Genomic DNA, 26,435 nt, shown 5'->3' on the forward strand with positions numbered 1-26,435 from the left:
TATCTGGTTTCACCTTCTATGAAGTGTCTTTGCTAAGTATGAACAAGTACACTTCCGCCACAGCATCCATGGATGAAGCAGACAGGGATCGAAGCAGCGAAAACCTCTCTATTTCCTCGGTTCAAATTACAGGCGACAGCAAGCTAAACATTACAGTAAGAAACCTGGGCAGTGTCCAGTCTAGAGTACTCTGGATAGGACTGTTCAATCAATCCACTACACCTGAAGAACAAGGTTTCTTCAGCGTGAGCGAATCCATCTCGGTTGGGGAAACCCAATGTTTTCTTTCTCCCTTCTATGTTACCTCTGACCAGAAATACGCTGTGCAGCTTGTAACCGAAAACGGAAACGTCTTTGATTATTACCTCTCCTCAGGTAACAAAGTTAAACTTGACTTATCACTAATAGCGGCTCCTCCCACCGTTTATCAAGGGAACAATATTACCCTGCTCCTAACAGTTACAAATAACAGCACAGAGGGGCAAGCGGCTGAAAACATAACTGTGAGCCTCTCAGCCATCCCAGGCACCCTTACATCGTCTCTTACAAGTCCTGCTTCACTCTACATCGGCTCATTAGCACCCGGCTCCAGCACATTCTTCACCTGGACCTTTGGAGCCCAAGCAACAGGAACAGTGGTCTTTGAAGCAACCTATAACCAAGCGCCGGCGGGGGCTTTTGCAACCGCAAGCGTTTCCATCTTATCAGCGCCGTCGGAAAGCCAAGGGGGAGGGCAAGGGCAAGTGCTCATAACCGGCGCCGCCAGCGGGTATGCAATCTACAATCCAAGTCAATGGAGCACACTTTCCGGAACAAGTTACGTCAGCGGAACAATCCCCAACGTAGCGTCAAACGATGGAAATTCAGCGGTTTTCAGGTCCTATTACTCCGGTAACTTTGCCAGCTACAACTATTTTGTGAATACGGCAGCGGCTGGAACCGGTACACACAGCAACTTTAACGCAATGAAAAATGGACCCGACAGCACCTATGATACATTAACGGAAGCAGACATCGGAGGCGGATTCGCAAACACTACATTGCTGGAGGATGGTTTTGAAGATGGAAACTATGATAACTGGAACGGTAATGGTGTGACTACCTGGTCAGACGGCTTTGGAGTGCCAGCAACGAACTCAACTTATGGCAGCCCATGGTTAACGCATAATGGTATGTATATGGCTGACGCCGATTCAAGCGACGACGGATATTTAACTTCAGATAACCTCGACACGTCCTCGGCAACCGCGATTTACATTAGCTTCTGGTTTATGGAAGACGATGTTGATAGCGACGATAGCTTTGCACTTCAATACTTCAATGGTTTCTCCTACATAACCATTCAGAATCTTAACAACCTCTCGCCAGTAGAGGACATATGGTACCAATACACGGCTAAAATAACCGATAGTCAATACTTAAAGAATAATTTTCGAATCCGGTTTTACTCTGGAACGCTTGATACCGGTGAAGCATGTTTCATCGATGATGTTGAAGTTAACCGGGAAGTAGCGGTTCCATCAGATTATCAACTTAACCTTGAAGTCCAATGGTCAAATGTGGATTACACGCAGTCAAATCAGGTTCTGGCGATTTACCTTGGTAGCTCAACGGGGTCTGATACACTTGCCGTAGATATCTGGGTTGGCGGATGGCATAATGTGTTTTCCAGTTTATCCGCAGGCTGGAACAATGCTTCAGTTTCATCATACTTATCTTCTTCAAGCTTCACCGTCAGGTTCAGAGATTCCCAAACAAATAACCTAGTTCGGAGCACCTGGAACATCGATGTTGCACTCCTGCATTCCTGGAGCGGCTCTGACCAATACACAGCACAAGTAGAGTTCAGCGGATCCTCCACTGCAAACAGCTGGTTAACGTTCGCAGGCAACATCAAGAGCTATCTGGATGTTGGCTCTGCCTCAGTGACGATTCAATTCTTCAACTATACAAGCGGCGCCTACATGACAAGCGGAGTCGGCTATGTAACGTATACCTCCAGCGCAGCACCCAGCACCAGCCAACTTCAAACACTATCTGTTGCCTCTGATGTCGAAGACTACGTCGATGGTTCGGGACACTGGAAAGTCAAGGTTACAGCAACCAAGGACACTGCAACACAGTTCAACGTTTACTTTGACTGGATACAAATCGACCTCTCTTACCAAGCAAGTGCCGGCAGCATCCCATATGGCGGGGTGCAAACCTACACGATACGGTCTCAATCCGCCAACGGAGAACCCACTCCCTACAGCTATGTTTCAATCTACATCAACGGAACAAACATAGCATTATTCGATGTTAGCGATTCACCCCTAGCTAACCCTGCTTGGGTTCGCCTAGACGCCAATGGAGCCATCCAGATAAAGCTTCAATCAACAAATAGTACAGGCCAAACAATCGGTATCTTCGCATCCGTAGGAACAACACTTGGAGAAAAGACCATAACCCAGGAGGCGCCGTAAGTGGGGCTGAAAAAACAGAAAAATGCAGCCGAGCAGGAATCAAGGCCAATGTTTTCTCTTGAGCTCTTCAAGAGACCAAAAAAGCAATGTGCCCCCCAATCCAACAGCAAGTCAAGCAGCTCTACCTTAAAAGAGACATATGATTCCCAGTTTAGAGACTTCTATACAGTTACACCGCCTTTTGGCAACGTCGGCATCCAATCGGATAAAACCTCAGGTAGGTTGCTGTATCGCGTTATTGAGCCAGCGATGACAACATGCGAACAAGATACATTGGCAAAACTAAAGAAGATGCTTCGGGAAGAAACCAACATTTCTCTCTCTGAGCTAAAGGATGAAACCAGGCTTGACGCGCATTTAATGGCTGAAGCAAAAAAAATCATTAAGCGATTTAAACTCGACGTAACCAGCAAATCCCTGGATAAATTCGATTACTTCATCAAGAGGGATTTTCTCGGTTATGGCCCAATTGATGTTTTAATCAGAGACCCAAACATCGAGGATATAAGCTGTAACGGCACAGGCATCCCCGTGTATGTCTGGCATCGACTCTACGAATCCTTGCCCTCCAACGTCCAGTTTGATACACGCGCAGAACTCGATGCCTTCATAACCCGGCTTGCTTACCGTTCAGGCCACCAGATTTCGATTTCTAACCCTATACTCGAAGGCGCGCTCCCCGAGGGCTTCCGAATCCACGTCACCCTAGAAGAAGTGTCAAAGAGAGGCGGCACCTTCACGATCCGTAAAGTACGCGCCAACCCCTTCAACATCATCGACCTCATCAACCTCGGAACGATGCCCACACTTATCGGCGCCTACTTCTGGATATTAGTAGAAAACAAACGGTCCATAATCGCTTCGGGCGCAACGGCATCTGGGAAAACGGCGCTTCTGAATTCAATCTGCACCTTTATTCCCCCCGAAATGAAGGTTGTCACAATAGAGGAAGTTCGGGAACTGCGTTTGCACGAAAACTGGATTCCCATGGTAACTCGCCCCTCTGTTCAATCGGGCATCAAGGAGGTTACGCTCTTTGATTTGCTAAAGTCCTCTCTTAGGCAAAGACCCGACTACATCATCGTCGGCGAAATAAGAGGCGAAGAAGCCTTTACGCTTTTCCAAAGCATCTCGGTTGGACACGGCGGCATGTGCACGATTCACGCGGAGGATGTGCCGGCTGTTAAGAAGCGTCTTTTAACTAAGCCCATGGATATTCCGCCGATGCTTATTCCAATGATGAACGTGGTTGCTCAGTTAAACAGAACTAAGTTCCATGACAAAATCGTCAGGAGAATCACTGAGGTATCTGAAATCGACGAGAATGGAGAATTCAAGAAGCTTTTCGAATGGGACCCTCGAGATGACACAATAAACCTGGCGGTTTCCAACATCAAAGAAAGCCTAGTTCTTGACAGAATCGCAAATGCCAAGCATATATCAATCGAGCAGGTAGTGGAGGACCTCAAAAAGCGGGATTTAATTTTAAAATGGATGGTTCAAAACCAGATTAGCTCCTACGAGGAAGTAGCCAGCCTCATCAGAAAATACTACGTGACCCCCAAAGACATCTTCAACCAAGTGAGGTTTGGGGCTTAATGTTTAACCAACGATTTTCAGGATTAATATTGAATGCAAGCTATCGGCTATTTGGCGGTTTTGTCCCTGAACTGCCAAAAATAAAGCGAGATTTTGATAAAAGCGGCATGAAGATCGCCTTTGAATCCTATGTTGCATTAACAATCTTTGTTGGTGTCGCCGTATTTGCCGTCTCCGCACCGGTGTCGTTATCGCTTCAGCTTCTCTTCAGCGTTCCACTATCTAAGGGCCTGATAGGCGCCGTAGTTTTGGCTTTCATCGCCTGCATGGTAGCCTTGATGGTTCTGGTTGCTTATCCACTAACACGCATCAACAAGAACAAAAACGAGATCGAGTCCAATCTTATTTACACCGTGGGCTACATGAGTGTTCTCTCAGCCGGCGGAGTAGCGATCGAGCGAATATTTGAGCGCGTAGTCGAGGTTGAACCCCACCGCGCAATCAAAGAGTTGGCGCTAAGATTTACAGTCAACATAAAACTCTTCGGCGCCGACATAGGCGCTTCACTTAAAGATATTCAAGGGCGAAGTGCCTCAGATACCTTCTCGAACCTTCTACTTAGCGTCTATAATACCTCTAAAACCAGCGGTGACCTGAAAGGTCTCTTGGCATTCGAAACTAACAATCTTTTGGCCTTGAAGCGTGAGCAGCTAAAGAAAAGACTGGCAAGTATGGTGGCACTCGCGGAACTCTACATCACCGCGATGGTTATGGCTCCGGTGACTTTCATCATAATGATTACTCTCCTCTCGGTTCTAGGTGGGGCCTCGATGAGTTTATCCCCCGTTAGCCAACTTAACCTGATTGTGTTCTTCGGTATACCCGTCATTTGTGTAGTGTTCATTTTGATCTTAGACAGCACTCTGCCAAGGGAGGACTAAAATGTTCTTTAACAAGCGCTTACGAACCGCAGTTTGGGTGACCTCCATAATCGTCGGCATCCTAGTTATCCTTTCTCCAATCATAGCGGGTTCATACGTGCCCACGCAGCCCTATCTAATTCCCCTCAGCCAACAAACAAACAACATCATCACCTTCGGTTTACTGATTGCCATATTGTTCCCTGCAGTCGTTGAATACATCAACCATCGCTGGGTCAGCCAGATTGAGCGGTCTATTCCCCGTTTGCTGCGCGATATTGCTGAGGCAGTAAATTCGGGGGTAACCCTGCCTAAAGCAGTCGAGGAAGCCACCGACAAAGGCTATGGGCCTCTATCAAAGGAGCTTACCCGGGTTATGGCTTCTTTTGCGTTAGGTAACAGCTGGGAAGACTCAGTTATGTCCTTAACTAAACGCGTCAGCAGCCCCTCGCTTGCACGGTTCGCCACGATACTTGTCGAGGCTAATCAGTCAGGCGGAAAAATAAGTGAGGTGCTCGACATGAGTGTGGGGCTCTTCTCAAACATCGAGCAGTACAAGCAGGAACAGCGCAACAACATGAAGCCTTACCTCTACACCGTATATGCGGCGATAGCTATCTTCTTGGTAATTGCAGTAATCGTGCTAAACCAATTTCTGATTCCTCTTGCAGCCTCATCTAAAACATCCGGGGGCCTAGGCAGCACCGTGAACGTCTTAGACACCAACTATTACGCCTCAATACTGTTTTGGGCATCGAATGTAGAGGCCCTGTTTGCCGGTTTAATCGCAGGTAAAATCGGAGACAACTGCTACCCCGCAGGGTTACGGCATTCAGTTGTTCTGTTAATCTTATCTCTGGTTTTCTTTAACATTGTAGGAGGATTAACTTGAAAGAATTAACCGCGAAAATACAGCCAATAATCACTGACTCAACCTCATCTGAAGATAAATCGACACGTGCCTTCGTAAGAAACCTAATTCGAAAAGGGGTCGTGGAAATCAGCCCCTATCTAGACAAGGCAGGAATACGTTACCCCGATGCAGAAGACTACTTTAAAGACCTAAACTATTCAGCGCTATCTTCAATTTTTGAATCGCTGGGCAAGCAGGGTGTGCTTAAAGAGTCAGCGTCTATACGCGTCTTGACCTGTCCCCACTGCAATAGCCCCGAGGTCCACTCAAAATTTGCGTGCCCCCGATGCGGCTCAGAAGATGTTTGGTTAACCCAGCTTATAGAGCACGGGGAATGCGGTTATATTGGTGCTCGCAAAGACTTCCTAAAGGACGAGGCCATGGTTTGTCCCCGCTGCGGAACCCGCCTCGCCAAGGACGGCGTGGATTATCGGCAGATTGGCAACTTTTATGAATGCGAGAAATGCTCTAACCGCTTCGATCGACCCGACGTTATTCATCAGTGCTTAAACTGCGGCAAGGTGTCAACATATGAGGACGCGAAATACATCAAGGTTTTAGCGTATAAAGTTAACAATGCCATCTTAAGTGAACTTACAAGCGAGTTTCCAATTCTTGAACGCTTGAATGAGTTTCTTGAGGAAAAAGGCTTCCGCGTTAGGTTACATGATATGGTGTCGGGGGTTTCTGGAACTAAGTCGCATTTTGATTTGATTGCTAACAAAGACGACCGCCTAATTGTTATAGATGTGTCGATAGAGGGAAAGAAGAGCGATATGGTTGCGTTCTTAGCCAAAAAAATCGATGTTAACCCAACTAAAGCGTTGCTTTTAGATCTATCAGGCGGTAACGAGTTGACAGTGCTGGGTAAAATCTACGGAATCGATGTTTTAGGCGCCAAAGTTGATCAGGATATTCCGGATGACTTCAAAGTTCTGGTTGATGCCTTGCTTGGCGATTTAAAAGTTAAGGGTCTGGAAAAGTGATGTCTTGATGTCTGCTGATTTGGTTGGTGTTCATCTTTACGTTGAAAGGATTGAATGTTTATTACGAAATATATAGGAGAATGCTTAATAATCTGAAATAAGGCTACACCATATGGGGACAGGTAATAATCTGCGTAACTTCGACGAAGTGCTGACCCAGGCGATAGATCAAGCGCTACTAGCCATAGGTGAACCCGTTAAAGAAATCATATGTTACCATATCCAGACCAAGTATTCTCTAAAGCCAGACGATATTTCAAAGCAACCTGACCTATTTGTTTGTGCTATGAGGAATCTCCTAGGCGCAGGCTCCACCTACATTGAGGAATTGATTTTGAAGAAGGTATGTGAAAGCTACGGGCTTGATTGCTGTTTCACCGTTGGCGAAAAGTTTGAGGATTCAATAAAGTTAATCCAGCAAAAAATCAGCAAATGATCGGTGGCCAAAAGTCTCCTAAATTGACTGAGTGAACCCTGACATGTTTTTTATGATTAGGAATCGCGTTTGAATCAGACTCGATTGGGGTAAGTGCCTTGCTTATTTGCTCGATTATTTTTATGTGCCTTGTGTGCCTAGCGGCTGGTCTCTGCTTGGAATCTAAGCCTGATTGCCGCCGAGGCATTGGTGGTTGATTTAATAGCCAGTATGCAAGCACAAGGATAATATAGATAGACTTCAACACTGTTTGAACGGGACAGTGGCGCACCAGATGAAAAGCAGAATCAGCAGCATCGGATACGTAAATCGCATCCAAGAAAACATACTCTCCATAAAAAAGAAAGAACTTGCTCCTCTCTACGAGGAACTTAAAGCCGCAGACTGCGTGATTTGCGGGGGCTCCGGCCGCTCGCTTTACTCGCTTAACGCCGCCATGAGTCAAATAGCTCTTGCCCAAGCAGGCTGGCGCAACAAAGTTGTGCTTACACCTGATGACCCCGGCTTTCCAGGCAAAAGTATGTTTGATGCTGCGCCTGATTTGGAGAGGCGCTACAAGAAGACTTTGCTTTTGATGAATTCAGGCAGCGGCTATAGCGATGACCCACTGGTTATGGCACAGGACCTTGCCAAGTACATTGAAGAAACAAAAAGTACCCACTTCTCTATGGGGCTGCTGACTTCGGCTGCGGAGTCGCCGCTGGCAGAAATCAGCGGACGATACGGCAACGTAGTTTTGCTTAAAGGCCGAGGCAAACTGAAACCCAGCTTCGAATATGCCGAGACCGGAATGATGGGCGACATCTTTGAACTTGGCACCCTTGAACTTCTCAACAGCATGATTGAAGCCATCTACCGCAACCTAGAAGTCGACGAGGTTTTCCGGCTCTGCGTCGACGAATTCGAACGCATCGGCGACATGATTGACTGCAACGTTAACTCCGACACCTACACTCAGCTTGTGGATCTGCTTGAGAAGCGCACGAACCTGTTTTTGGGCGGACGCGGCACAGCCAACGAAATCGCCAAGATGACGGGAGTGCGGCTTTTCCACATCAAAAGCTTTCTAGGCGACAACGTTTACATCACTCGAGGCGTCAACACTCCGCATCCACGTGCAGGCGACCTTGAAATTCTGCTCTCCTGCTCCGGTGAGACCCGCCCCGTGATTTTGTGGGCGGATGTGCTTAAGAAATTCGCCGGCACAGTCTTCGCAATCACAAGCGATGCAGATTCCACATTGGCAAAGAAAGCTGATCTAAAAATAATCCTCCCTGAAGAGGCCAAACCCACTTTCCCACGGCGCTTCTACACTCGGGCTGCTTATGTGCTGAGTCCGTTGCCTGTAAAGCTGGCGGAGAGGCTGGGTGAGAGGGGCCTAAATCTGCCTGAATACATCATCAGCTGGTACCACAGCGTCACCCAGTAGGTTACCTTAAAAGCCGCCGAATCCATCCAGATACAGCGATACCTCATGAATCTGCTCCAAGCCATAACTTTAGGGTTAATTCAGGGCACTACAGAGTGGCTGCCAATCAGCAGCACGGGGCACCTTCGAGTCGCCGAGTACTTCTTTGGCTTAAGCGTGCCGTTGCTCTTTGACGTATTGCTGCATGCGGGCACACTGCTGGTTATCCTAGTTTACTTCCGAGTCGCCATCAAAAACGTGCTCTTGGCGCTTTGGCACCGTGACCTCAGCAGCGGCGACGGCAAACTCATCATCCCCATAATCGTCGGCAGCATACCTACAGCCGCCATAGCTGTGTTGATTGGCGACTGGATGGATGCATACTTTAGCAGCTTATTGTGGCTAGGCATATGGTTCATCATAAGCGGCTTGCTGCTGCTTGCCACAAAATTCAGCAAAGAACGCACCGACAAAATCAGTGTACGCGCGGCTTTGCTGGTGGGTGTTATGCAGGGATTAGCCATAATTCCCAGTGCATCACGCAGCGGCTTCACCATCGCCGCCATGCTACTTTTGGGCATAAAACAGGAGGTTGCATTCAAATTTTCATTTTTGCTCTCCATACCCGCAGTCATCGGCGCCTTAGGCTTAACCCTCTACCAGCAACACGACTCCCTTACCGGCGCCGGCATCGGAGGCTTGGAGATATTTGCTGCACTTGCCATTACGGTCGCTATTAGTTTTGCGGCGCTTAAAATCCTGCAGGTGAGTTTAGCTGCCCGAAAGTTCTACCTGTTCTCAATTTACTGCTTTGCAATGGGCGCAATTATGCTGGCTTTGAGTTCAATGGGCTTTTAGCCAAGATGGCTTACCCACCAAAAACTCAGTTAAAAACACGGCGAAGTCCGAGTGCTCAGTATAGAGCTTAAGAATTCCCCTATCAACCAAGACATTGCCGCCTTGAGATAGCGCCCCAGTCACCAAATCTGCCACCCCTGCCTCTTTGCCTCCGCCGACAAGTTTCTCCGCTAAAAGGGCGGCGGCGTCGGTGTATTTCCTTGGAACCTCGACTATCCAGCGTCCGTCTTCCACGTAGGGGCCAGCTATCACCTTTTGGTCGCCGACATATTTGGAAAGGAATCTGTCGCATTCTGCTACGCGTTCAAGCTGTGGTCCAAGATGCTTTTTTACGTTGGGCAAATGGCTCTGCGCAAGTTCGAAGACGATAATGCTGAAGGATTTTTCGTTGCTCCATGCCTCACTGCGTAGCACTTGAAAATCGTTGGTTTCTAGCAGCCGTTTCAGCGCGCGTTTGGTGCGGTAAAGTTGCCCCCAAAGCACGTCTGGAACCGCCTCTAGTTCCCCTATGGCGAGGTAGAGATGGGAGGTGTTTTCGCCTGAGAGGTGGCTTTCAACGATGTTAGGCGCCAGTGCATGGGTAGGCGGCGGATAGAAGAATTCTATGCTGGGGGCTGATAGGAACGCTCTTGAGGCTGCGATGAATTCGTAGAGTTTTTGGCTTTGCACCGCAGAGGCAACGTTTCTGCCTGCGTCCACGGGATCCACGATGACGAGGGGTTCGGGGAAAAGCAACTCCAGCTCCCCCGCACGTTGGCTGTAGTGGCCCTCTATGTCAACTATAACCCGTCTGCTGTAGTGGGCGAATGCTTCAACGACTCCCCTAAAGGAGCCATACTTCATAACTAAAAGTTCACAGAGGTAACCACTAAACCCCCCCACCTTAATCTCTGCGCCATACACGCCTACGCCCTGCATAAAACGCTTAAGCAGTCGAACCTGCCCATGCAGCTCCGGGCTTAGGTGAGTTTGGATGTAATTTGTATGGTAGGGGGTTCGGTCCGTTGCGCTCTGCCACTGACCAGGCTTTGCATCATAGCATGGCACAATGTCCACTCGGTAACCATCCTGGAAGATTTCAAGGTAAGGGTGCTCAGCGAAGCGTTCAAGCTGCTCGGCGTCTTGGGCGGCGGCGCGGGCGATTTTTAAGCCGACTTCACCTAGGTTTTTTCGGGGGATGCTGGTTGGTAAGCGAAGAAAAATGTCGATGTCAGGGTTCTCGGATAGCCATGTGTCTTTGGCAACTGAGCCTTCCACGCGGACTGTGGCTGTGACGCCTTCGGCTTGGGCGGCGGCTTGGATTTGAGCGGTGAGTTTTTTGCTTAAAGCATCAACTTTTCTGTACTCTTCGATTTTAGGTGTGATTCTGTCAAGAACCTGCTGGGTTAACGCTTCAAGCTCCATCTTGCTCGCCTATGGGCAATACTCTTTAAGGGTCGAGTACGTGGGTCCTCTAGGCGAAAGCTGGCTTTTCTTAAGACGTAGGCAATCGGCGCGTATGTTACCGAAGTCGTAGTTTTCTTGGCGCTGCACCAAATCCACCAACCGCTGCTTGTTGGCGCCCGATCGGACCCGTGCGATGGTTAGGTGGGGGCTAAAACCGTTGGGGTCAGGCGCGAATCCGAGGTCATGTATCTGCGGCTCAAGCTGCTCAAAAATACTTTTAAGCTGCCCTGCGCCGTCGGTGATTCCCGCCCAGACCACTCGTGGGTAATTAACCGTGGGAAAAACGCCTAGACCCGTTAACTGGATGTTGAAGGGAGTGAATTTCACGTTTCTCATCGCCTCGTAGACCTTCTCGACCATGTCGGGGTTGATGTCGCCGAGGAATCGGATGGTAACGTGGATGTTTTTGGGCTCGACCAGCTTTAGGTCGGCGTTGGTTTGGATGAGGGATTTCTGGATTGTGGCAATCCTGTTTAGGATGTTATCGTTGTTTATGTCAAAAGCTACAAAGCTTCTTATCTGTTCGGACATATGCTATCTTCGTATCTTAGAAACAGAAATCTTACATAAACCTTTTACGGTGCCTCAAATCCCCTGAGATGGTGCAGGCTGCTCGGTTTTTTCGTGGATTATGTTGGTTAAGGTTGCTTTTATGCTGCTTAGTTTCCTTATTTGCCAGGTGACTATCCGCTTGAGGTCCTCTGCGTTTTCCGAGGATACCTTCACTACAATGTCGTATGCCCCATAGACCGGCGATACTTCTTTGACGCCCTCGATTCTTCTAAGCTCTCTGGCAACATCAAACTCTAAGCCCGTTTCCGTGTTAATCAAGATATATGCAGTAGGCACAGATAACCCTCGGTTAATAATGACATGATGGCTTTAAAAAATTTGGGGCAAAATTCGACACATGTCTAATCCTGAGGCCGCAGCATGCGGTAATTTGGACAGATGCAAACAATCCACATAGGCTTCTGCTGCCACACCCCAACTCCAAACCTATTTCGGTGCAATGTAAATGCTTTTTAACAAAGGATGATATACAACCAAAAAAGGGTACGTTATGGTAGACGCTGACAAACTTGTTGTGGGGCTGGGCGGTATGCCGGGCTCAGGCAAATCATTAGTTGTAGAAACCGCAAAGCAACTTGGCTACGACGTGGTGGCGATGGGTGATGTAGTCCGCGAGCAAACCCGCCTACGCGGCTTAGAACCGACCCCGCAGAACGTGGGCAAAGTCATGCTGGAGCTACGCGCTCAGGAAGGTAATTATGTTATCGCCAAAAAGTGCATTCCCAAAATCGAGCAGCAACAAAGCAGCCGCGTCATCATCGACGGCTTACGCAGCCTCTTTGAAGCAGACATTTTCCGAGAGCACTTCCCCAGCTTCACCCTCGTCGCCGTCCATGCGCCCCCAGAGGTGCGGTTTATGCGGCTGCGGCAGCGCGGCAGAAGCGACGATCCGCAAACCTGGGAGGTTTTTCATGAACGGGACATGCGGGAGCTCGGCGTGGGGTTAGGAAACGTTATAGCGATGGCTGAGAAGATACTTATCAACGATAACAGCGTAGAAGGCTTTAAGGCTCTAGTTAAGGAGAACTTTAACAGGATTGAGCAAGCATGGTTGAAGTAGAAGTTTTTGCGGAGGCAGAAGTTAACCCCACCGAAGACGAAGCCAAAGTCCGATTGGCAATCAGCAACGTGCTGGGCGGCGCAGAATTCACATCTAAACCCGCCGCAAGAGGCAGCGTCCTTGTTGCGCATGCAAAAGGACAAGCATCCCTCATCAAGCTCCGTAACCTGATGCGCAGCGACCGCATCCGCGACGCCGCAAGAAGAGTGCTCTTCAAATCCATCCGCGGCAACACACTGCTTTTTTTCCTCAACAAGCAAGTTGCCTTTGCCGGGCACGTTTCCTTTTCGGAGGAAACCGCTGAGTCGCCCCTTGGACCCATAAGGTTCACTGTGGAAACAGATGATGCCCAGCAGCTTGTCGAGTGGCTGGCAGAGAAAACAGAAAAAGCATAGTTGAGCGATGAGTGTTGGCTGAGCGGGCGATGGTAACCAAGAATGGCGCGATTCTGCTAGGGGACTCTGTTGCCTGCGACGCATTCTGCGCTGAGCGTCCCCTGCGGGTTGTGACCCATGCCCACGCAGACCACCTCTACGGCATACGCAAAAGCGTAAAGTCCTGCGAGAAGGTCCTGATGACAAAAGCCACCCGGGACCTCACCGAAACCCTCAACGACAACCTCAAACTCCAAGACGAAAACGTCAAAATTCTCCAATACGGCAAACCCTTCCGCTACAGGGACGAAAAAATCACGTTACTCCACGCCGACCACATCTTGGGCGCCTGCCAGGTTCTTGTCGAAGACGCAGGCGGCATCCGCATTGCCTGGTCAGGGGACTTCCGCTTGGAGGGCACCGAGGCAGTGGACTGCGATGTGCTGGTGGTGGAAGCCACTTATGGGAGTCCGTCTTGCCGACGCAACTTCGATGTGGATCCGCGGTCGCTGCTGGTGGATATGGTGGAGAAGCGGCTGCGGGGCGGGGCGGTCTATGTTTTCGGTTACCACGGCAAGATCCAGGAGGTCATGCAGATTCTTCGTAACGCCGACGTAGCGGTGCCTTTTGTTATGCCTGAGCGTGTCTATGAGGTCACCCGGGTCTGTGAGCGTCACGGCATGAACTTGGGTTGCATTTCGCTTTCCAGCAGCAGTGAGGGCCATGAGCTTTTGGATGGTAACTTGCCCTGCGTGGCATTCTATCATATGAATCAGCGTTCGCATGTGGGTCTGCGTAACGCGCGTATCTGCGTGAGCGGCTGGGAATTCCAGAAGCCCTGCCGGCAAATCGGCGACCGCGAACACCTCATCGCCCTTAGCGACCACAGCGACTTCGACGGCCTCCTCGAGTACGTTAAACGCACACGCGCCAAGCAGGTTATCACCGATAACTACCGCAGCAACGGCGACGTCCTCGCTAAAGAAATCCGTCGGCGCCTCGGCATATCCGCGGTGGCACAACCTAAGCCCCTCGGAGTACCCACACAGACAACCCTCTAAGCAAGCTGCCTGCTGCCTGCCATTGCCTGATGCTTCTTTATAATAACGATTATTAGTTGGAAGCCCGCTTTGGTGGTGCAAGAGGAGAGGGCTTGGTTGCCTAGGGTTGTTTTAGTTACTGGCGCCACAGGTTTTATCGGCGGGCAGGTTTCTAGACGCCTAGCTATGCATGATGATGTACGGTTGGTTCTGCTTGTTCGCTCATCCAGCATAGATGAAGCTGTTCTGCGGGTCAAGCGATCATGGCATGAGCAGCCCAATCTGGCACGAGACGTAGGCGGCAAAATCAAAGTAATCAGAGGCGACCTAACCCAGTCCAAACTCGGCCTAGCACCAGAAGACTACCGCTGGCTTACCCTCCGCCTCACCCACATTATCCACTGCGCAGCCGACACCACACCGAACATGCCCCTCCCCCTGCTTCGTAAAATAAATGTGGAAGGCACCGCCAACGTCATCGAACTTGCCCGCGCCGTTCACCGTGACCATGGCTTGGAACGGCTGGGTCTGGTTTCAACGGCTTTTGTAGCTGGAAAACGCCGAGGCAGCATAGACGAAGAGGACCTCACCGACGCCTTTGGCTTCTCAAGCCTCTATGAGCAAACCAAGTATGAAAGCGAGAAGCTAGCCTCCAAAGCCAAAGCAGAGTTGCCGCTAACGGTTTTCCGACCCAGCTTAGTGGTGGGCGACTCAGAAACCGGCGAAGTCAAAACCTTCAACACCATTTACTACCTTCTCAGGCTCTACCTGACCGGTCAACTGCGCATTGCTCCCGCCTCTGCCAAGATGAAGCTCAATATCGTTCCCATAGACTACGTCGCCGATGCCATCATCAAGTTAACCTTCGACGAGGCAGCGGCGGGTCTGACGCTGCATTTAACTGCGCCTAACGAAAAATCTCCCTCTGCCGGGGAACTTGTTGAAGCCGTCCGGCTATGGGCTGCCCAAAGCATGGGTTTGCATCTGCCCAAAACACGATTTGTTTCCCTCTCCACCCGGACGTTGCGGGCTGGGCTTAAACTGCAGCAGGCGCTTGTGCCCTCAAACCGAAACGCCGCCGCACTTCAGACGCTGGCACCCTATTTTAGCCAAAACCAAACATTCAGCCGCAAAAACACAGACCGCCTCCTGGGCAGCTACAGCCCAGACTGGCAACGATACCTCCCCCGCCTGCTCCAGTACGCGGTCTACTATAGCTTTTTCCATCGCTCCGAACGCACGGTGCATGAGCAGATCCTGTTTCGGCTACAGAACAAATCCAAGCCAGTGCGCTACCACGAAATCGTCGGCGAGAAGGTGGTGGACTTTAGCACCGAGCAGGTACGGCAGGAGATGCTTAGGACTGCCGCCGCGCTGCGGGCGTTGGGGGTGGGTCGGGGCGATGTGGTGGCGGTGGTGGGTAACAATTGCCTGCGTTACTTGATGGTGGATGTTGCCGCTGGACTGGTGGGCGCTGTTTTATGTCCACTCTACGTTACCAGCCCCGTGGCTGACATTAACCGGGTGCTCTTGGAAGCAGAAGCCAGGGTGCTGTTTGTGGGTGCACCTAATCTGCTGGCTGAAGTCAACGCCATCTCATCTGGCGTTCCCGTCGTCAGCTTCTGCCCCGGTGTCCCCGGAGCCCCGGAGGGGGTTATGTCCTGGGAAACTTTTCTGGCTAAGGCAGTGCATACCAAGCCTCCTGCTTATTCACCCGTTGACTTTAGCGACGTAGCTACCATACGCCACACCTACGGCTCCACAGGTGAACCCAAGGGCGCCTGTCTTAGCCATGGCAGCCTACGCTACATCGCCGAAGCCCTTGCCTCCAATTTTCCCTGGAAAACCCGCACCACTCAAGCCTCCTACCTGTCCTTTCTTCCCCTAAACCACGTTGCCGAAGGCATAACTGCTGCCTACTCGCCCTACTTTTTCCCTGCAACAATGGACATCTACTATCTTGCAGACTACCAAAACCTCCCCTGTGCCCTCGCATTGGCTAAGCCATCCGTGGTGTTCTCTATCCCTCGTTTCTATGAAAAACTATGGTCCAATGTCGCGGCGTCTAGTTTGGGGCGTCAGTACCTTGCGGCCGAAGTCGGCATAAAGAAGCGGATGCTGGGGAGAATTCTGCGCTCAGCAGCCCTTAGAAAAGCAGGGTTAAACCATTGTAGCCAATTCATCGTTGGCGCAGCCTGCTCAAGCGAAGTGCTTTTGCGCAGTTTCCATGAGTTAGGCATCGAAATCTACAATGCCTATGGCTTGTCTGAGGCGCCTCTTGTAGCTATGAATCCCCTGGGCAAAAACACCTTTGACACCGTCGGTTATCCCCTCAAGCAAACAGAGCTCCGGATCGACGAGGATGGGGAAGTGATGGTTAAGGGGCCGCAGGTCATGACTGGCTATTTTAACCGTGGCGGCTTGCAGTCTTTCAGAGGCGACTGGTTAGCCACAGGCGACATAGGCGAATTAACAGCGGAGGGACGGCTGAGGATTTTAGGCAGAAAAAAACATGTCATCGTGACTTCCTATGGCAAGAAGGTTCCTGTCGAGCGGATAGAAGCCTCCTTTAAGGCGCTGCCCTTTGTCAGGGAATGCCTGGTGGTGGGGGAGAATAAACCGTTCTGCAGCGCGGTGTTTTGGGTGGATGAGCAAAAAGAAGAACATAAAACCGAAATCGAGGAGGCTCTGGCGAGGATTAACTTGGAACTGGAGGGTCCCGCCCAGATTAAACGCTGCGTTGTGCTTGTAGGGGACATCGAGGCGGCGGGTTCAGCTGAGGCACTCAAACGCAAGCGCCAAGACCTGCTCAGTGTCGCCGAAGAAGCCACCGCATTCATCTACCAAAAAGCCCAATAGCCCCTGCTCCTGTGGACACAGTTACCGACGAGTTTGTGGCGGGCTAAGTTAAAGTTTAAAAGCCCATAATCGAACACTTCTGCAAGTGAATAATATGGCTAAGTCATCGGTTATCTCAGGCTTCTACAAGCTTACACCCAAACAGCGACTTGACCTCGTCGCGGACTTCGCAGGTTTATCCATGGAGGAAGTGGCGCTTCTCCAGCAGTCCTCATCGTTGCCTATTGAGGTGGCTGACCACATGGTGGAGAACCTCATCGGCGTCTTCCCTGAACCGATGGGTATCGCAGTGAATTTTCTAATAAACGGCAAAGACTACCTCGTTCCCATGGCGACCGAGGAGCCTAGCGTAATCGCCGCTGCCAGCTACGCAGCAAAGATGGTGCGGGACGGAGGAGGATTCAAAACGTCTTCGACTTCACCGGTGATGATTGGGCAAATCCAAGTTGTCAAACTCGAGGACCCCGAATCTGCGCAGATGAAAATTTTGACTTCGCACTTACAGATTCTCAAGAAAGCTAACGAGCAGGACCCGGTGCTTAACTCGTTTGGCGGCGGCGCAAAGGATCTGGGCGCCAAAGTCATTGATACACCAATGGGGCGCATGCTCATTGTCGAGTTATACGTTGACTGCCGCGACGCCATGGGCGCCAACGCCGTTAATACCATGTGCGAAGCCGTCGCGCCCCTCATCGAGGAACTCATAGGCGGCCAAGTCATTTTACGCATAATCTCCAACTTAGCCACACGGCGCCTCGCCAAAGCCACCTGCATTGTGCCCAAGGAAGCCGTGGGGGGAGCAGCAGTCGTGGACGGCATCGCTTACGCCAGCGCATTCGCGGTCGCTGATCCATACCGGGCCGCAACCCACAACAAAGGAGCCCTCAACGGCATATCAGCGGTGATTTTGGCGACGGGCAACGATCACCGTGCCATCGAAGCCGGGGCACACGCATACGCCGCACTTAGGGGACCCTACACCGCTTTTTCTACCTGGACCAAAAATGGCAGCGGCGACTTGGAAGGCACGATAGAGTTGCCTATGGCTGTGGGGCTTATCGGCGGCGCAGTAAAAACTCATCCTATCGCAAAAATCGCCATGAAAATCCTAAACGTTAAATCCGCCAACGAATTCGCTGAGGTGCTTGTCGCAGTGGGTTTAGCACAGAATCTTGCTGCACTCCGCGCGCTCTCCAGCGAGGGTATCCAGCGGGGGCACATGTCGCTTCATGCACGCAACATTGCGGTGAATGCAGGCGCAAAGGGCGAGCAGGTTGAGTTGGTTGCGGAGCGGATGGTAAAGGAACGCAAAGTCAGAGTGGATCGAGCTAAAGAGATACTTGACGAGTTAGCAAAAAAGTAGTTTTGCACTTTTTCTTTTTGTAATCCGCGAAAACGCAACAACGAGAGTCAACTCGCAAGTGCACCCAAATTCTAATTATGCCGCGAAAAGGTTCGTCAGTTCCGCCCGAGTTGTTCTTCGCCTAAACCTCTATGGCTTTCCAATATTTGCTTTTGCGCTGAAATTTCCCGCGTTTTTTTGGCAATTAACATTGCACTGTTTGCTTTCAAAACTATTTTGCGGAGATAACTCAGGGGTGTGTAGACTCTTGAATCATTAACGTAGTGTGGTATGATTTGAACCTCAAAACCCTTTTCGTTTAGTAAATGAGTTATCGCAGCCCAATCCAATTTCAAATGGACATCCGCTAATGAGTAATCAATCTGGGGCAAGTTGAGCCCATGAAATTTTTTGTAGACCGCGCTTGTCTGTTCATCGGTGAAGTAATACAGGCGCAAAATAAGTTTACCTGCTGCGTTAAGCGAACTATCAGCGTCGGGTTGTTCATGGTCAAAGTAAAGAATTCCCCCGGGCTTAACTAAGTCTGCAAGTTTTTCGATGGTTTTTAGGTAGTTGGGTAGGTGATGGATGACGGAGTAGCTTGTTACAAGATCAAAATCGCCTGCTATCTCTGCTTTGTCGATGTTCAAGTTTAATATCTCTAAGCGTTTGGTGTCTACCATATGGTGTTCTTTTTTCTTTAGTCTTTCACACATGTCAGGTGAGATATCTATTGCTGTCACTGAATATCCAATATTCAACAGTTTCTGTGTGATGTTCCCTGTGCCTGCGCCGAAGTCTAACGCCCTGAAATTAGGTTTTTCTATTTGCGAGGTCAAAATCCTCAACAGTTTGTGTAGCCTTTTTTGCTCGCTTCGGTTCCAAATTTCGTTGTGTATTAAATCATAATATTGGGCTTCTTTCTGATGAACAGCAATATTTCCTTTTATCACTGTTTCATAATCTAACAAAAATGCTGACTCCTTTTTTCAAATCACTCTGATAGAAGTGAATCTGCATTGCGCTTATATGCCTTTCCCCTCCGAGTGCCCGAGGCTCTTAGAAAGGCAAAGGCCCCGATGGAAACGGGGAAACCAAAAAACCGCATTCAGAGAACCCCCAAAAACAAGCCCAACAGTGGCGGCCTCAAAATGAATGCATGAGGGGTTATACTGGAAATCGCCTAACCCCCACCCGAATCAAAAGTAAAAAAGCCCCCAGCAACAGTGCCCCTGCCCTATACTATCAGATAAAGAAACGCAATGCAAACCAAAGAAGCAGCCGTTTCCAGCCGCCGTTTTGCCTATATATAGAGGGGGGGTAGAGCTGGTGGAGCAACAGTGTCTTAGGCAAGGTCTGGATTTGAGACAAAAGAACCCCGCCCCTAACGAAAGAAAAGTGGGGTGGATGCTGTGGTTACTCGAGGATTATTCGTGCATCGACGGTTTTGGCGCCCTGCGGATAGGCCATGATGGGGTTGAGGTCAAGTTCCTTGATTTCGGGGTGATCCATGACCAGCCGCGAGGTGTTGCAGAGAATCGCTACGAGCGCCTCTTGGTCTGCGGGGGCTGCGCCGCGGTAACCATTAAGCAGCGGGTAAGCTTTAAGCTGCGTGATCATTTCGCGGGCGTCCTGATCGGTGAGGGGTGCCACGCGGAAGTTAACGTCTTTTAGCAGCTCCACAAAGATGCCGCCGAGCCCAAACATGAGGGTCTGGCCAAACTGGGGATCCTTAACTGCCCCCACGATGACCTCTATGCCCTGCGGCGCCATCTCCGCCACCAAAACCCCCTCGATTCGCGCGTCAGCTTTGTATTTTTTGGCGTTTGCCAGAATTCTGCGGAAGCCCTCCTCCACTTCGGCGGCGGATTTGAGGTTAACTAGTACTCCTCCAGCGTCGGATTTGTGGATGATGTCCTGTGAAACAACCTTTAAAACAACGGGGTAACCGAACTTTTCAGCCTGCAAGGACGCTTCCCGCTCGGTGGTGGCGAGGCTGAACTTGTTAACTGAGATGCCATATTCGGCGCAGATGGTCTTAGCTTCAGTTTCCAAAAGCGCGTGTCTGCCTTCTTTTTTGGCTTGATTGATGATTTTTACAGTTTGATTCATGGATAGTCTCTGCCTGATTTTCAGTGTAGAGTGTGGTATGTGGGTTTTAAAACGGTTTCGCTGCCACAGACAAAAATCGCTGCAAGCTGAGCGTTCTGTCGTTGTGTATTTTTGTTGTACACTTGATCAATATGTTGTAGTGAGACATAATACTTAATAGGTTTTGCTTGATGAAATCAATACAGCCTAAATCAACAATCATCCATCATAAAAGGTCCAGGAAAAATAACCATGATAAAAAAAGCCCTAGCGATGACAGCAATACTCCTCATCGCCATATCAACATTTGTTAGCTTCAACCTAACCACAAACGCATTAACTGCAAACCCCACCACCCTCAAACTCTACGTCAGCCCAACAAGCGTACTCGCAGACAACACCACATATACCTGCATATTTGTCCAATTAACCGACCAAAGCGGAAATCCAACCCGAGCCCAACAAGACATCACAATCAGCCTCTCCTCGAGTGCCCCCGGCATAGGAACAGTAGACCCAACCATAACCATACCCATAAACGCAACCTATGCATCCGCCAATTTCTCCTCCACCTACCTCCCAGGGACCACAACAATCACAGCCACAGCGCCTAACTACGCAACCGTAACCTCAACCCTGACCACCATCGGACCCTACCCCTACAAGACAACCGTCTACGGGTTCCCAACTGTCCTGCCCGCCGACGAAGGAACATACGCTGCAGTAATGGTTCAGCTGCAGGATTCAAGCGGTTATCCTGCCCGTGCACCAAGCAATGTAACTGTATCGCTTTTCAGCTCAAACAACGTCACTGGCTCCGTGACTCCAACCATAACAATTCTTCAAGGTCAAACCTTTGCCATCGCAAACTTTACATCTACAAATTCGGTTGGAGAGACCAATATTACTGCAGTGGGACATGGATATGCTTCTACAAAGCAACTGTTTACGACAAAAGCCCTTGCACCTCCTCAAGCAGCACAGAAGCTCATGATTTTCAAGGGCCCCTCGCAAGTCCTCGCAGATAATAATGCGTATCCACAGGTCGCCGTCCAAATGCAGGACGATTTAGGAAACCCTGTAGCGCTGCCTTCAAACACAACGGTGACCATAGCATCAGCTGATAACCTGATAGCCACAATAGACGATGAAATAACGGTACTGGCTGGCTCCTCCTATGCCGTAGCCACGCTTAAAACAACCTATAGGGCTGGTGATATTACATTGACTGCGGCAACAAACGGATTAGAAGCCGCTACAGAATATTTGTCTGCAGTCGGCTATACTCCGTCAAAGCTAGTTGTCTTCTGTGCTCCATCAGGTTTGCCTGCGGATCTCTCTACTTACCCGGTGATTCAGGTTCAACTTCAAGATAACCAAGGCCGACCCGCCAGAAACCCCGATTCAAACACGACTCTTAAGCTGTTCTCTTCTGATCTAACCGTTGGGGACGTTGATTCATCAATCATGATTCCTTTCGGCCGTACACTTGCAAGGGGAAACTTTACTTTCACTAACAGCTCGGGCACCTCAACAATCACTGCTATGGGATCCAACTACTCCACAGGACAAGCCATCATAACAGGCTACATAATTGATTTCTTCCCAATGCAGGCAACCCTGACCGTTAACCCAAGTGCCATCAGCGCTGGCGGGCAAGTTGCAGTATCCGCCTATGTATCTGACGGCGATGAACCGGTAACTGAGGTCGAGGTGACCTTCTCATCCAATAACGGCGGAACCTTCACAGCGATACAGCAAGGCGAAGGATACTACAACACAACCTTTACGGCTCCAAACCTATCCCAAACAGGTACATGCACTGTAACGGTTGAGGCTTCTAAAATCGGATGGCTCGACAGCGAGGATTCCGCACAAATAACGGTTAACCCCATAGCTACTCCTACGCCGACGCCCTCTCCAACAGCGACGCCCTCCTCTACCCCCACGCCAACTCCAACTCCCGCCCTATCAGCAACCTCCTCTACCCCTACGCCTACTCCCCAACCATCCGCTGCCCCAACCAGTGACAGCCAGACGACATTGCAGTTATGCATTAAAGATATCGAGGGTAACCCCCTTAGTGGTGCAAGTGTTTCTTCGATAGCGCAGCCTGAAGGGGCAAAAACTTTGTCCGGTGTAACCAACAAGACCGGCTACGTCAGCTTTAAGGATGCTACCAACGGATCGTACACGTTTGAATTGACTAAGGCAGGCTTTGAACAGGCCAACCGAACGATCACTTTCAATGGTCGACTCTTAGCGTATACGCTCTATTTATCAAACGGTGTGTCCGACTCTAGCGTCACCAACCCTGGCGATAATACTCCGATTTTGGTGGTGGTCGTTGTGTTGGTGGTTGTGGTTGCGGTTGTGGCTGGCGTCCTTTTGGTGCGGCGACGTTGGGAGATAAAGTTAACTTCTTAGTTTCTTTTTTTGTTTTTTCTTTTTGTATTTTTGTTGTACATATTAACAATATTGTGTAGTGTGACATAATACTTAATAGTATTATTCCGTGAGTGAATACTGCGGGTCAAAAGATGCAAAAAAAACCAGCGAAAAAGTCCTTCAAAGAACCAATCAACAAAGCAATAGCCAAAATAGAACAAACACGCAACTCCCTAAACAAGAGACTAAAAATAAAAAGACCCAAAATCAAAACTTCAAACCCTATTAAAAAAATCAAACTTCCAAAAATCTCACTTCCAAAACTTGTCGTGACCCCCAAACAAAAAACGGAAACCGACAAGCCATCCAAATCAAAGTTTCCGAAAATTGGCTTCAGAAAGAAAACAAAAGAGCAGCAAACCACCATCCAACCTGTTCCACTTCTCCCCAAGAACGTAAAAATCGTCGATAAATATCCCCTTAACGAACCTTTCTCTCAGGTCGTCATCGTGCAGGACCCCAAAACGGGCGAGCACAAATACATCCTCGATGAACTCCAGTTGGACCCAATGGAACGAGGCATATACAACCGTATCCTCGAGATATTGTTGGCTGAAATCCAGTCTCCTAAGGAAGAAATCATGGATCCTCGAAAGTTCTTCGCTGAAGAAGCCAAAAAAATCGTGGATCAATACCGCATCAGCTTAGGTTGGCTGCCCGACGTTTCATGGTATAAGATTCTTTATCATGCAGAGCGGGATCTGGTCGGCTTTGGCAAGATCGATTCGTTGATGCGTGATCCTAACATAGAAGACATTAGCTGTGACGGTGTTAATAAGCCCGTTTACATCTGGCACCGCACGTTTGAAAGTATAGAAACAAACCTGCAGTTCGAAAGTGATGAGGACCTCGATAACCTAGTCGTAAAACTCGTCCACATGGCGGGCAAGCACGTTAGCAGCGCCTTCCCGATTGTGGATGCCTCTCTACCCGGCAAACACCGCCTCGCCATCGCCTACCGACGAGAAATCACCCCGTTCGGCACTGCCTTTACCATACGCAAATTCCGTGATGACCCCTACTCGATAATCGACCTCATCAACATCGGAACCTTCACCGAAGAAATGGCTGCTTACCTTTGGATTTGCCTCGAAAACCGCGCTTCCGTGATGGTTTTAGGTGGCACAGCTGCAGGAAAAACCACGGCGCTAAACGCCCTAGGATGCCTCATCAAGCCAGGCAGCAAAATCATGACTATCGAGGAAACTGCTGAACTCAACCTTTCCCATGAGAACTGGGTGTCGCTGATTGCGCGGCAGAGTTACGGTTTAGGCGGCAGTACGGTGGGTGAAGTGGCGCTTTTCGATTTGGTTAAAACTTGTATGCGGCATCGCCCCGACCTGATGATTGTGGGCGAGGTGCGTGGTCAGGAGGCTTATGTGCTGTTTCAGGCTTTGGCCACTGGTCACGGCGGCATGTGCACGATGCACGCTGAGAACGTGGAGTCAGCTGTGAAGCGTCTCACTCAGAAACCGATGGATATTTCACCTGCATATATTCCGCTGATGAACATAGTCATGTCGGTTCAGCGTGTACATCTCATTAAAAACGGCGAGAAACGTGCTTTCCGACGTGTCCTCGCAGTTAACGAGATCGTTGACTTCGAGAATTACGTCAACCCCTTCAAGTGGGACCCTATTAAAGATAAGCAAATTATCGATTTGGACTCGAGCTTTTTGTTTACAAGCATCTCTGAGCGGCTGGGTCTTAGCCGCGAACGGCTCTTAGAGGAGATGAAGCGTCGTAGTGATGTCTTGCGGTGGATGCGAGAGAAGAACATTCGCAGCTACAAGGAAGTTGCCACGATAATTGCTGAGTACTATGCGAGACCAGATGAGATACTCGCGAAGATAGCGCCTCCGGAAATGAACGTGGCTGTGGGATTGGAGGTTGAAACCATTGACGTTTCTAAGTAAGTACCAAACGCTGAGTTTCCGTCTCTTCGGTAGGTTTGCCCCCTATTTGCTTACGAAGGTGTTTTCTTCAACTAAGGGTGCGTTGGAGCGGGGCCGCGTCAGAATATACCCTGAAACCTACATATCCATGATGCTCTTTACGGCGCTGCTAAGTGTACCCGTCTCTGTTGCCGCTGCAGCTATTGCCGTTGTGTCTGGTGTGCTGCCCCTGCTTATCCTGACGATGCTGCCTCTCTTCGTCGTCGCCGGCTTTATGGTTGTGCCTCTCAACAACGCCAGCGATCGCTCCATCGGGTTGGAACGTGAATTGCCCTTTGCAGCCGCATATATCAGCATCATGTCCTCTGGAGGCATTGCACCCTATGACAGCTTCAAACGCCTTACCGAAATTAACCTGATGCCCGCCATGAGCCGTGAAGCCCGCGATGTGGTTAAAGACGTTGAAATCTTCGGTGTCGACCCTCTCTCTGCGCTGGAGACAGCGGCCAAAAAAACGCCCCTTGACCTTTTCAAGGATTTCTTAGGCGGCTACGCATCCACAGTCATCATCGGCGGCGACATAGGGCATTTCTTGGAGCGCAAAGCTGAAGATATTTTCAAAGCTCGTGCCCTGCGTGTCAAAGCTGCAGCTGAGCGGTTAGGCATGCTTCTTGAAACCTTCATCATCGTTGAGGTGATGATGTCTCTTTGCTTCTACATCCTTTTTGCCGTAAACAATCTCCAAACGGGCACAACCGCCACCGTAGCTTCCTCCTCCGACCTATCCCAATATTCGGGTATGCTGCTATACACCTTCATCTTCACACCTATGCTTTCAGCCATGTTCATCTATTTGGCCCATAGTATGCAGACCAAAACACCCCTCACTGATATGCGCCCCTACAAGGTCCTGGCGTTTAGCAGCGTAATCGCCATCTTCACGTTTGCTCTGTTAACCAACCTATTTGGTGCAGCGCAGCTTCCAGTAATCACTCAGCTGCAAGCCATAGGCATGGATTTGCCTGTTGCCACGGCGGTCTCAATGTTTATCTGCGCTGCTCCACCAGCCATCGTACATATTAAACTGTCAAAAACCAGATCAAGCATGGAGCAGGGCGTCGCAAGTTTCCTACGCGACCTTACGGAAGTGCGCAAGACAGGGCTCTCGCCGGAGAAATGCATCGAATCCCTCTCCAGACGCGACTACGGTTCCTTCAGCAAGGAGCTTAGGAAAATCAGCTCTGACATTTCATGGGGGGTCCCCATCAAGAAAGTCCTGAATGATTTTCTGCATCGCACCCGAAGCTGGCTGGTTCAAATCGTGATGTTTCTGCTGGTAGAAACCATCGATGTGGGCGGCGGCACAATCGCAATGATTGATTCGCTTGCGCGATTCAACAACATGACCCAGGAAGTTGAAAAGGAGAAGAAGATGAGTGTGCGCCCATACGTTATGATGCCTTATCTGGCTTCGATACTGCTGGTGGCCACCACCGTCATGATGATGGGGCTCACAACAGGCATCTCAGTGCCCGGAGTGGAAGCAGCTGGACCCGACCCGCTGATGGAAACCATATTCATCACCTCAGTGATTTTCCATAGCTTCCTCATCGGCGTCGTTGCAGGCAAAATCAGCGACGACTCCGTCGCGTCAGGACTAAAACATGCAGCGATCTTGGTTATCATAGCAGTGGTTGCGGCCAAGCTGATTCCGCAGTTCATACACCTAACGTAGGGGGATAAAAAACGAAACTCTTCCATCGTCATGGTATTCGCAGGAAC

Annotated in this window: 21 protein-coding genes; 16 read left to right on the plus strand and 5 right to left on the minus strand. The window is 49.8% G+C overall.

Going from position 1 to position 26,435, the window contains the following annotated elements; translation table 11 throughout:
- Nucleotides 1-38: 38 nt before the first annotated feature.
- The 8 genes from NWE93_03340 (at nucleotide 39) to NWE93_03375 (ending at nucleotide 9,525) form a co-directional block, all read left to right on the plus strand.
- Entirely contained in the window at nucleotides 39-2,465 is a 2,427-nt protein-coding gene (locus NWE93_03340; GenBank protein MCW3999252.1) for a hypothetical protein, read from the plus strand.
- Nucleotides 2,466-4,064 carry a type II/IV secretion system ATPase subunit gene (locus NWE93_03345; protein MCW3999253.1) on the plus strand — a complete coding sequence of 533 codons (1,599 nt, stop codon included), beginning with the start codon at nucleotides 2,466-2,468 and terminating at the stop codon, nucleotides 4,062-4,064.
- Entirely contained in the window at nucleotides 4,064-4,945 is an 882-nt protein-coding gene (locus tag NWE93_03350) for a type II secretion system F family protein (protein ID MCW3999254.1), read from the plus strand. The genes NWE93_03345 and NWE93_03350 overlap by 1 nt, the downstream gene beginning before the upstream one ends.
- Nucleotide 4,946: 1 nt before the next feature.
- Entirely contained in the window at nucleotides 4,947-5,816 is an 870-nt protein-coding gene (locus NWE93_03355; protein ID MCW3999255.1) for a type II secretion system F family protein, read from the plus strand.
- On the plus strand, nucleotides 5,813-6,823 hold the full coding sequence (locus tag NWE93_03360) for a hypothetical protein (GenBank protein MCW3999256.1): 1,011 nt from the start codon (nucleotides 5,813-5,815) through the stop codon (nucleotides 6,821-6,823). The genes NWE93_03355 and NWE93_03360 overlap by 4 nt, the downstream gene beginning before the upstream one ends.
- Nucleotides 6,824-6,935: 112 nt before the next feature.
- A complete protein-coding gene (locus NWE93_03365; protein ID MCW3999257.1) occupies nucleotides 6,936-7,259 on the plus strand; it encodes a hypothetical protein in 324 nt (107 codons plus the stop codon).
- A gap of 274 nt (nucleotides 7,260-7,533) precedes the next feature.
- Nucleotides 7,534-8,688, plus strand: coding sequence for an SIS domain-containing protein (locus NWE93_03370; GenBank protein MCW3999258.1), 1,155 nt, complete (start codon nucleotides 7,534-7,536; stop codon nucleotides 8,686-8,688).
- A 45-nt stretch (nucleotides 8,689-8,733) separates the two neighbouring features.
- Entirely contained in the window at nucleotides 8,734-9,525 is a 792-nt protein-coding gene (locus tag NWE93_03375; GenBank protein MCW3999259.1) for an undecaprenyl-diphosphate phosphatase, read from the plus strand.
- Here NWE93_03375 and cca read toward each other — a convergent pair.
- Genes cca through NWE93_03390 form a run of 3 tightly spaced genes read right to left on the minus strand, consistent with a single transcriptional unit; the run spans nucleotide 9,511 to nucleotide 11,820 of the window.
- On the minus strand, nucleotides 9,511-10,929 hold the full coding sequence (gene cca, locus NWE93_03380) for a CCA tRNA nucleotidyltransferase (GenBank protein MCW3999260.1): 1,419 nt from the start codon (nucleotides 10,927-10,929) through the stop codon (nucleotides 9,511-9,513). The genes NWE93_03375 and cca overlap by 15 nt on opposite strands.
- A 9-nt stretch (nucleotides 10,930-10,938) precedes the next feature.
- Nucleotides 10,939-11,502: an RNA 2',3'-cyclic phosphodiesterase gene (thpR, locus tag NWE93_03385; GenBank protein ID MCW3999261.1), complete on the minus strand. Its 564-nt coding sequence runs from the start codon at nucleotides 11,500-11,502 to the stop codon at nucleotides 10,939-10,941.
- Between the two features lie 54 nt (nucleotides 11,503-11,556).
- On the minus strand, nucleotides 11,557-11,820 hold the full coding sequence (locus NWE93_03390; protein MCW3999262.1) for an Lrp/AsnC ligand binding domain-containing protein: 264 nt from the start codon (nucleotides 11,818-11,820) through the stop codon (nucleotides 11,557-11,559).
- A 214-nt stretch (nucleotides 11,821-12,034) separates the two neighbouring features.
- Between NWE93_03390 and NWE93_03395 the strand changes: the two genes are divergently transcribed.
- From NWE93_03395 to NWE93_03415, 5 genes are all read left to right on the plus strand, one after another.
- The gene (locus NWE93_03395) at nucleotides 12,035-12,604 is read left to right on the plus strand and encodes an AAA family ATPase (GenBank protein MCW3999263.1); all 570 of its coding nucleotides are present in this window, start codon (nucleotides 12,035-12,037) and stop codon (nucleotides 12,602-12,604) included.
- Entirely contained in the window at nucleotides 12,592-12,999 is a 408-nt protein-coding gene (locus NWE93_03400; protein MCW3999264.1) for a hypothetical protein, read from the plus strand. The genes NWE93_03395 and NWE93_03400 overlap by 13 nt, the downstream gene beginning before the upstream one ends.
- A gap of 29 nt (nucleotides 13,000-13,028) precedes the next feature.
- Nucleotides 13,029-14,039, plus strand: a complete 1,011-nt coding sequence (locus tag NWE93_03405) for an MBL fold metallo-hydrolase (GenBank protein MCW3999265.1) — start codon at nucleotides 13,029-13,031, stop codon at nucleotides 14,037-14,039.
- 96 nt (nucleotides 14,040-14,135) lie between these two features.
- On the plus strand, nucleotides 14,136-16,877 hold the full coding sequence (locus NWE93_03410) for an AMP-binding protein (protein MCW3999266.1): 2,742 nt from the start codon (nucleotides 14,136-14,138) through the stop codon (nucleotides 16,875-16,877).
- Between the two features lie 94 nt (nucleotides 16,878-16,971).
- Nucleotides 16,972-18,240 carry a hydroxymethylglutaryl-CoA reductase, degradative gene (locus NWE93_03415; GenBank protein MCW3999267.1) on the plus strand — a complete coding sequence of 423 codons (1,269 nt, stop codon included), beginning with the start codon at nucleotides 16,972-16,974 and terminating at the stop codon, nucleotides 18,238-18,240.
- A gap of 95 nt (nucleotides 18,241-18,335) precedes the next feature.
- On the opposite strand, the gene NWE93_03420 is transcribed toward NWE93_03415, so the two are convergent.
- Complete coding sequence (locus tag NWE93_03420) at nucleotides 18,336-19,190, minus strand: class I SAM-dependent methyltransferase (protein ID MCW3999268.1); 855 nt, start codon at nucleotides 19,188-19,190, stop codon at nucleotides 18,336-18,338.
- A gap of 445 nt (nucleotides 19,191-19,635) precedes the next feature.
- Nucleotides 19,636-20,331, minus strand: coding sequence for an acetate--CoA ligase family protein (locus NWE93_03425; protein MCW3999269.1), 696 nt, complete (start codon nucleotides 20,329-20,331; stop codon nucleotides 19,636-19,638).
- Nucleotides 20,332-20,562: 231 nt separating this feature from the next.
- On the opposite strand from NWE93_03425, the gene NWE93_03430 reads away from it, so the two are divergent.
- From NWE93_03430 to NWE93_03440, 3 genes are all read left to right on the plus strand, one after another.
- Nucleotides 20,563-22,737 (plus strand): hypothetical protein, encoded by a 2,175-nt coding sequence (locus NWE93_03430; protein ID MCW3999270.1) that lies wholly within the window; start codon nucleotides 20,563-20,565, stop codon nucleotides 22,735-22,737.
- Nucleotides 22,738-23,027: 290 nt separating this feature from the next.
- Nucleotides 23,028-24,674 carry a type II/IV secretion system ATPase subunit gene (locus NWE93_03435; protein ID MCW3999271.1) on the plus strand — a complete coding sequence of 549 codons (1,647 nt, stop codon included), beginning with the start codon at nucleotides 23,028-23,030 and terminating at the stop codon, nucleotides 24,672-24,674.
- A complete protein-coding gene (locus NWE93_03440) occupies nucleotides 24,658-26,388 on the plus strand; it encodes a type II secretion system F family protein (protein MCW3999272.1) in 1,731 nt (576 codons plus the stop codon). The genes NWE93_03435 and NWE93_03440 overlap by 17 nt, the downstream gene beginning before the upstream one ends.
- Nucleotides 26,389-26,435: the final 47 nt, after the last annotated feature.

The organism is Candidatus Bathyarchaeota archaeon (genome assembly GCA_026014735.1).
In the GTDB taxonomy this organism is placed as follows: domain Archaea; phylum Thermoproteota; class Bathyarchaeia; order Bathyarchaeales; family Bathycorpusculaceae; genus Bathycorpusculum.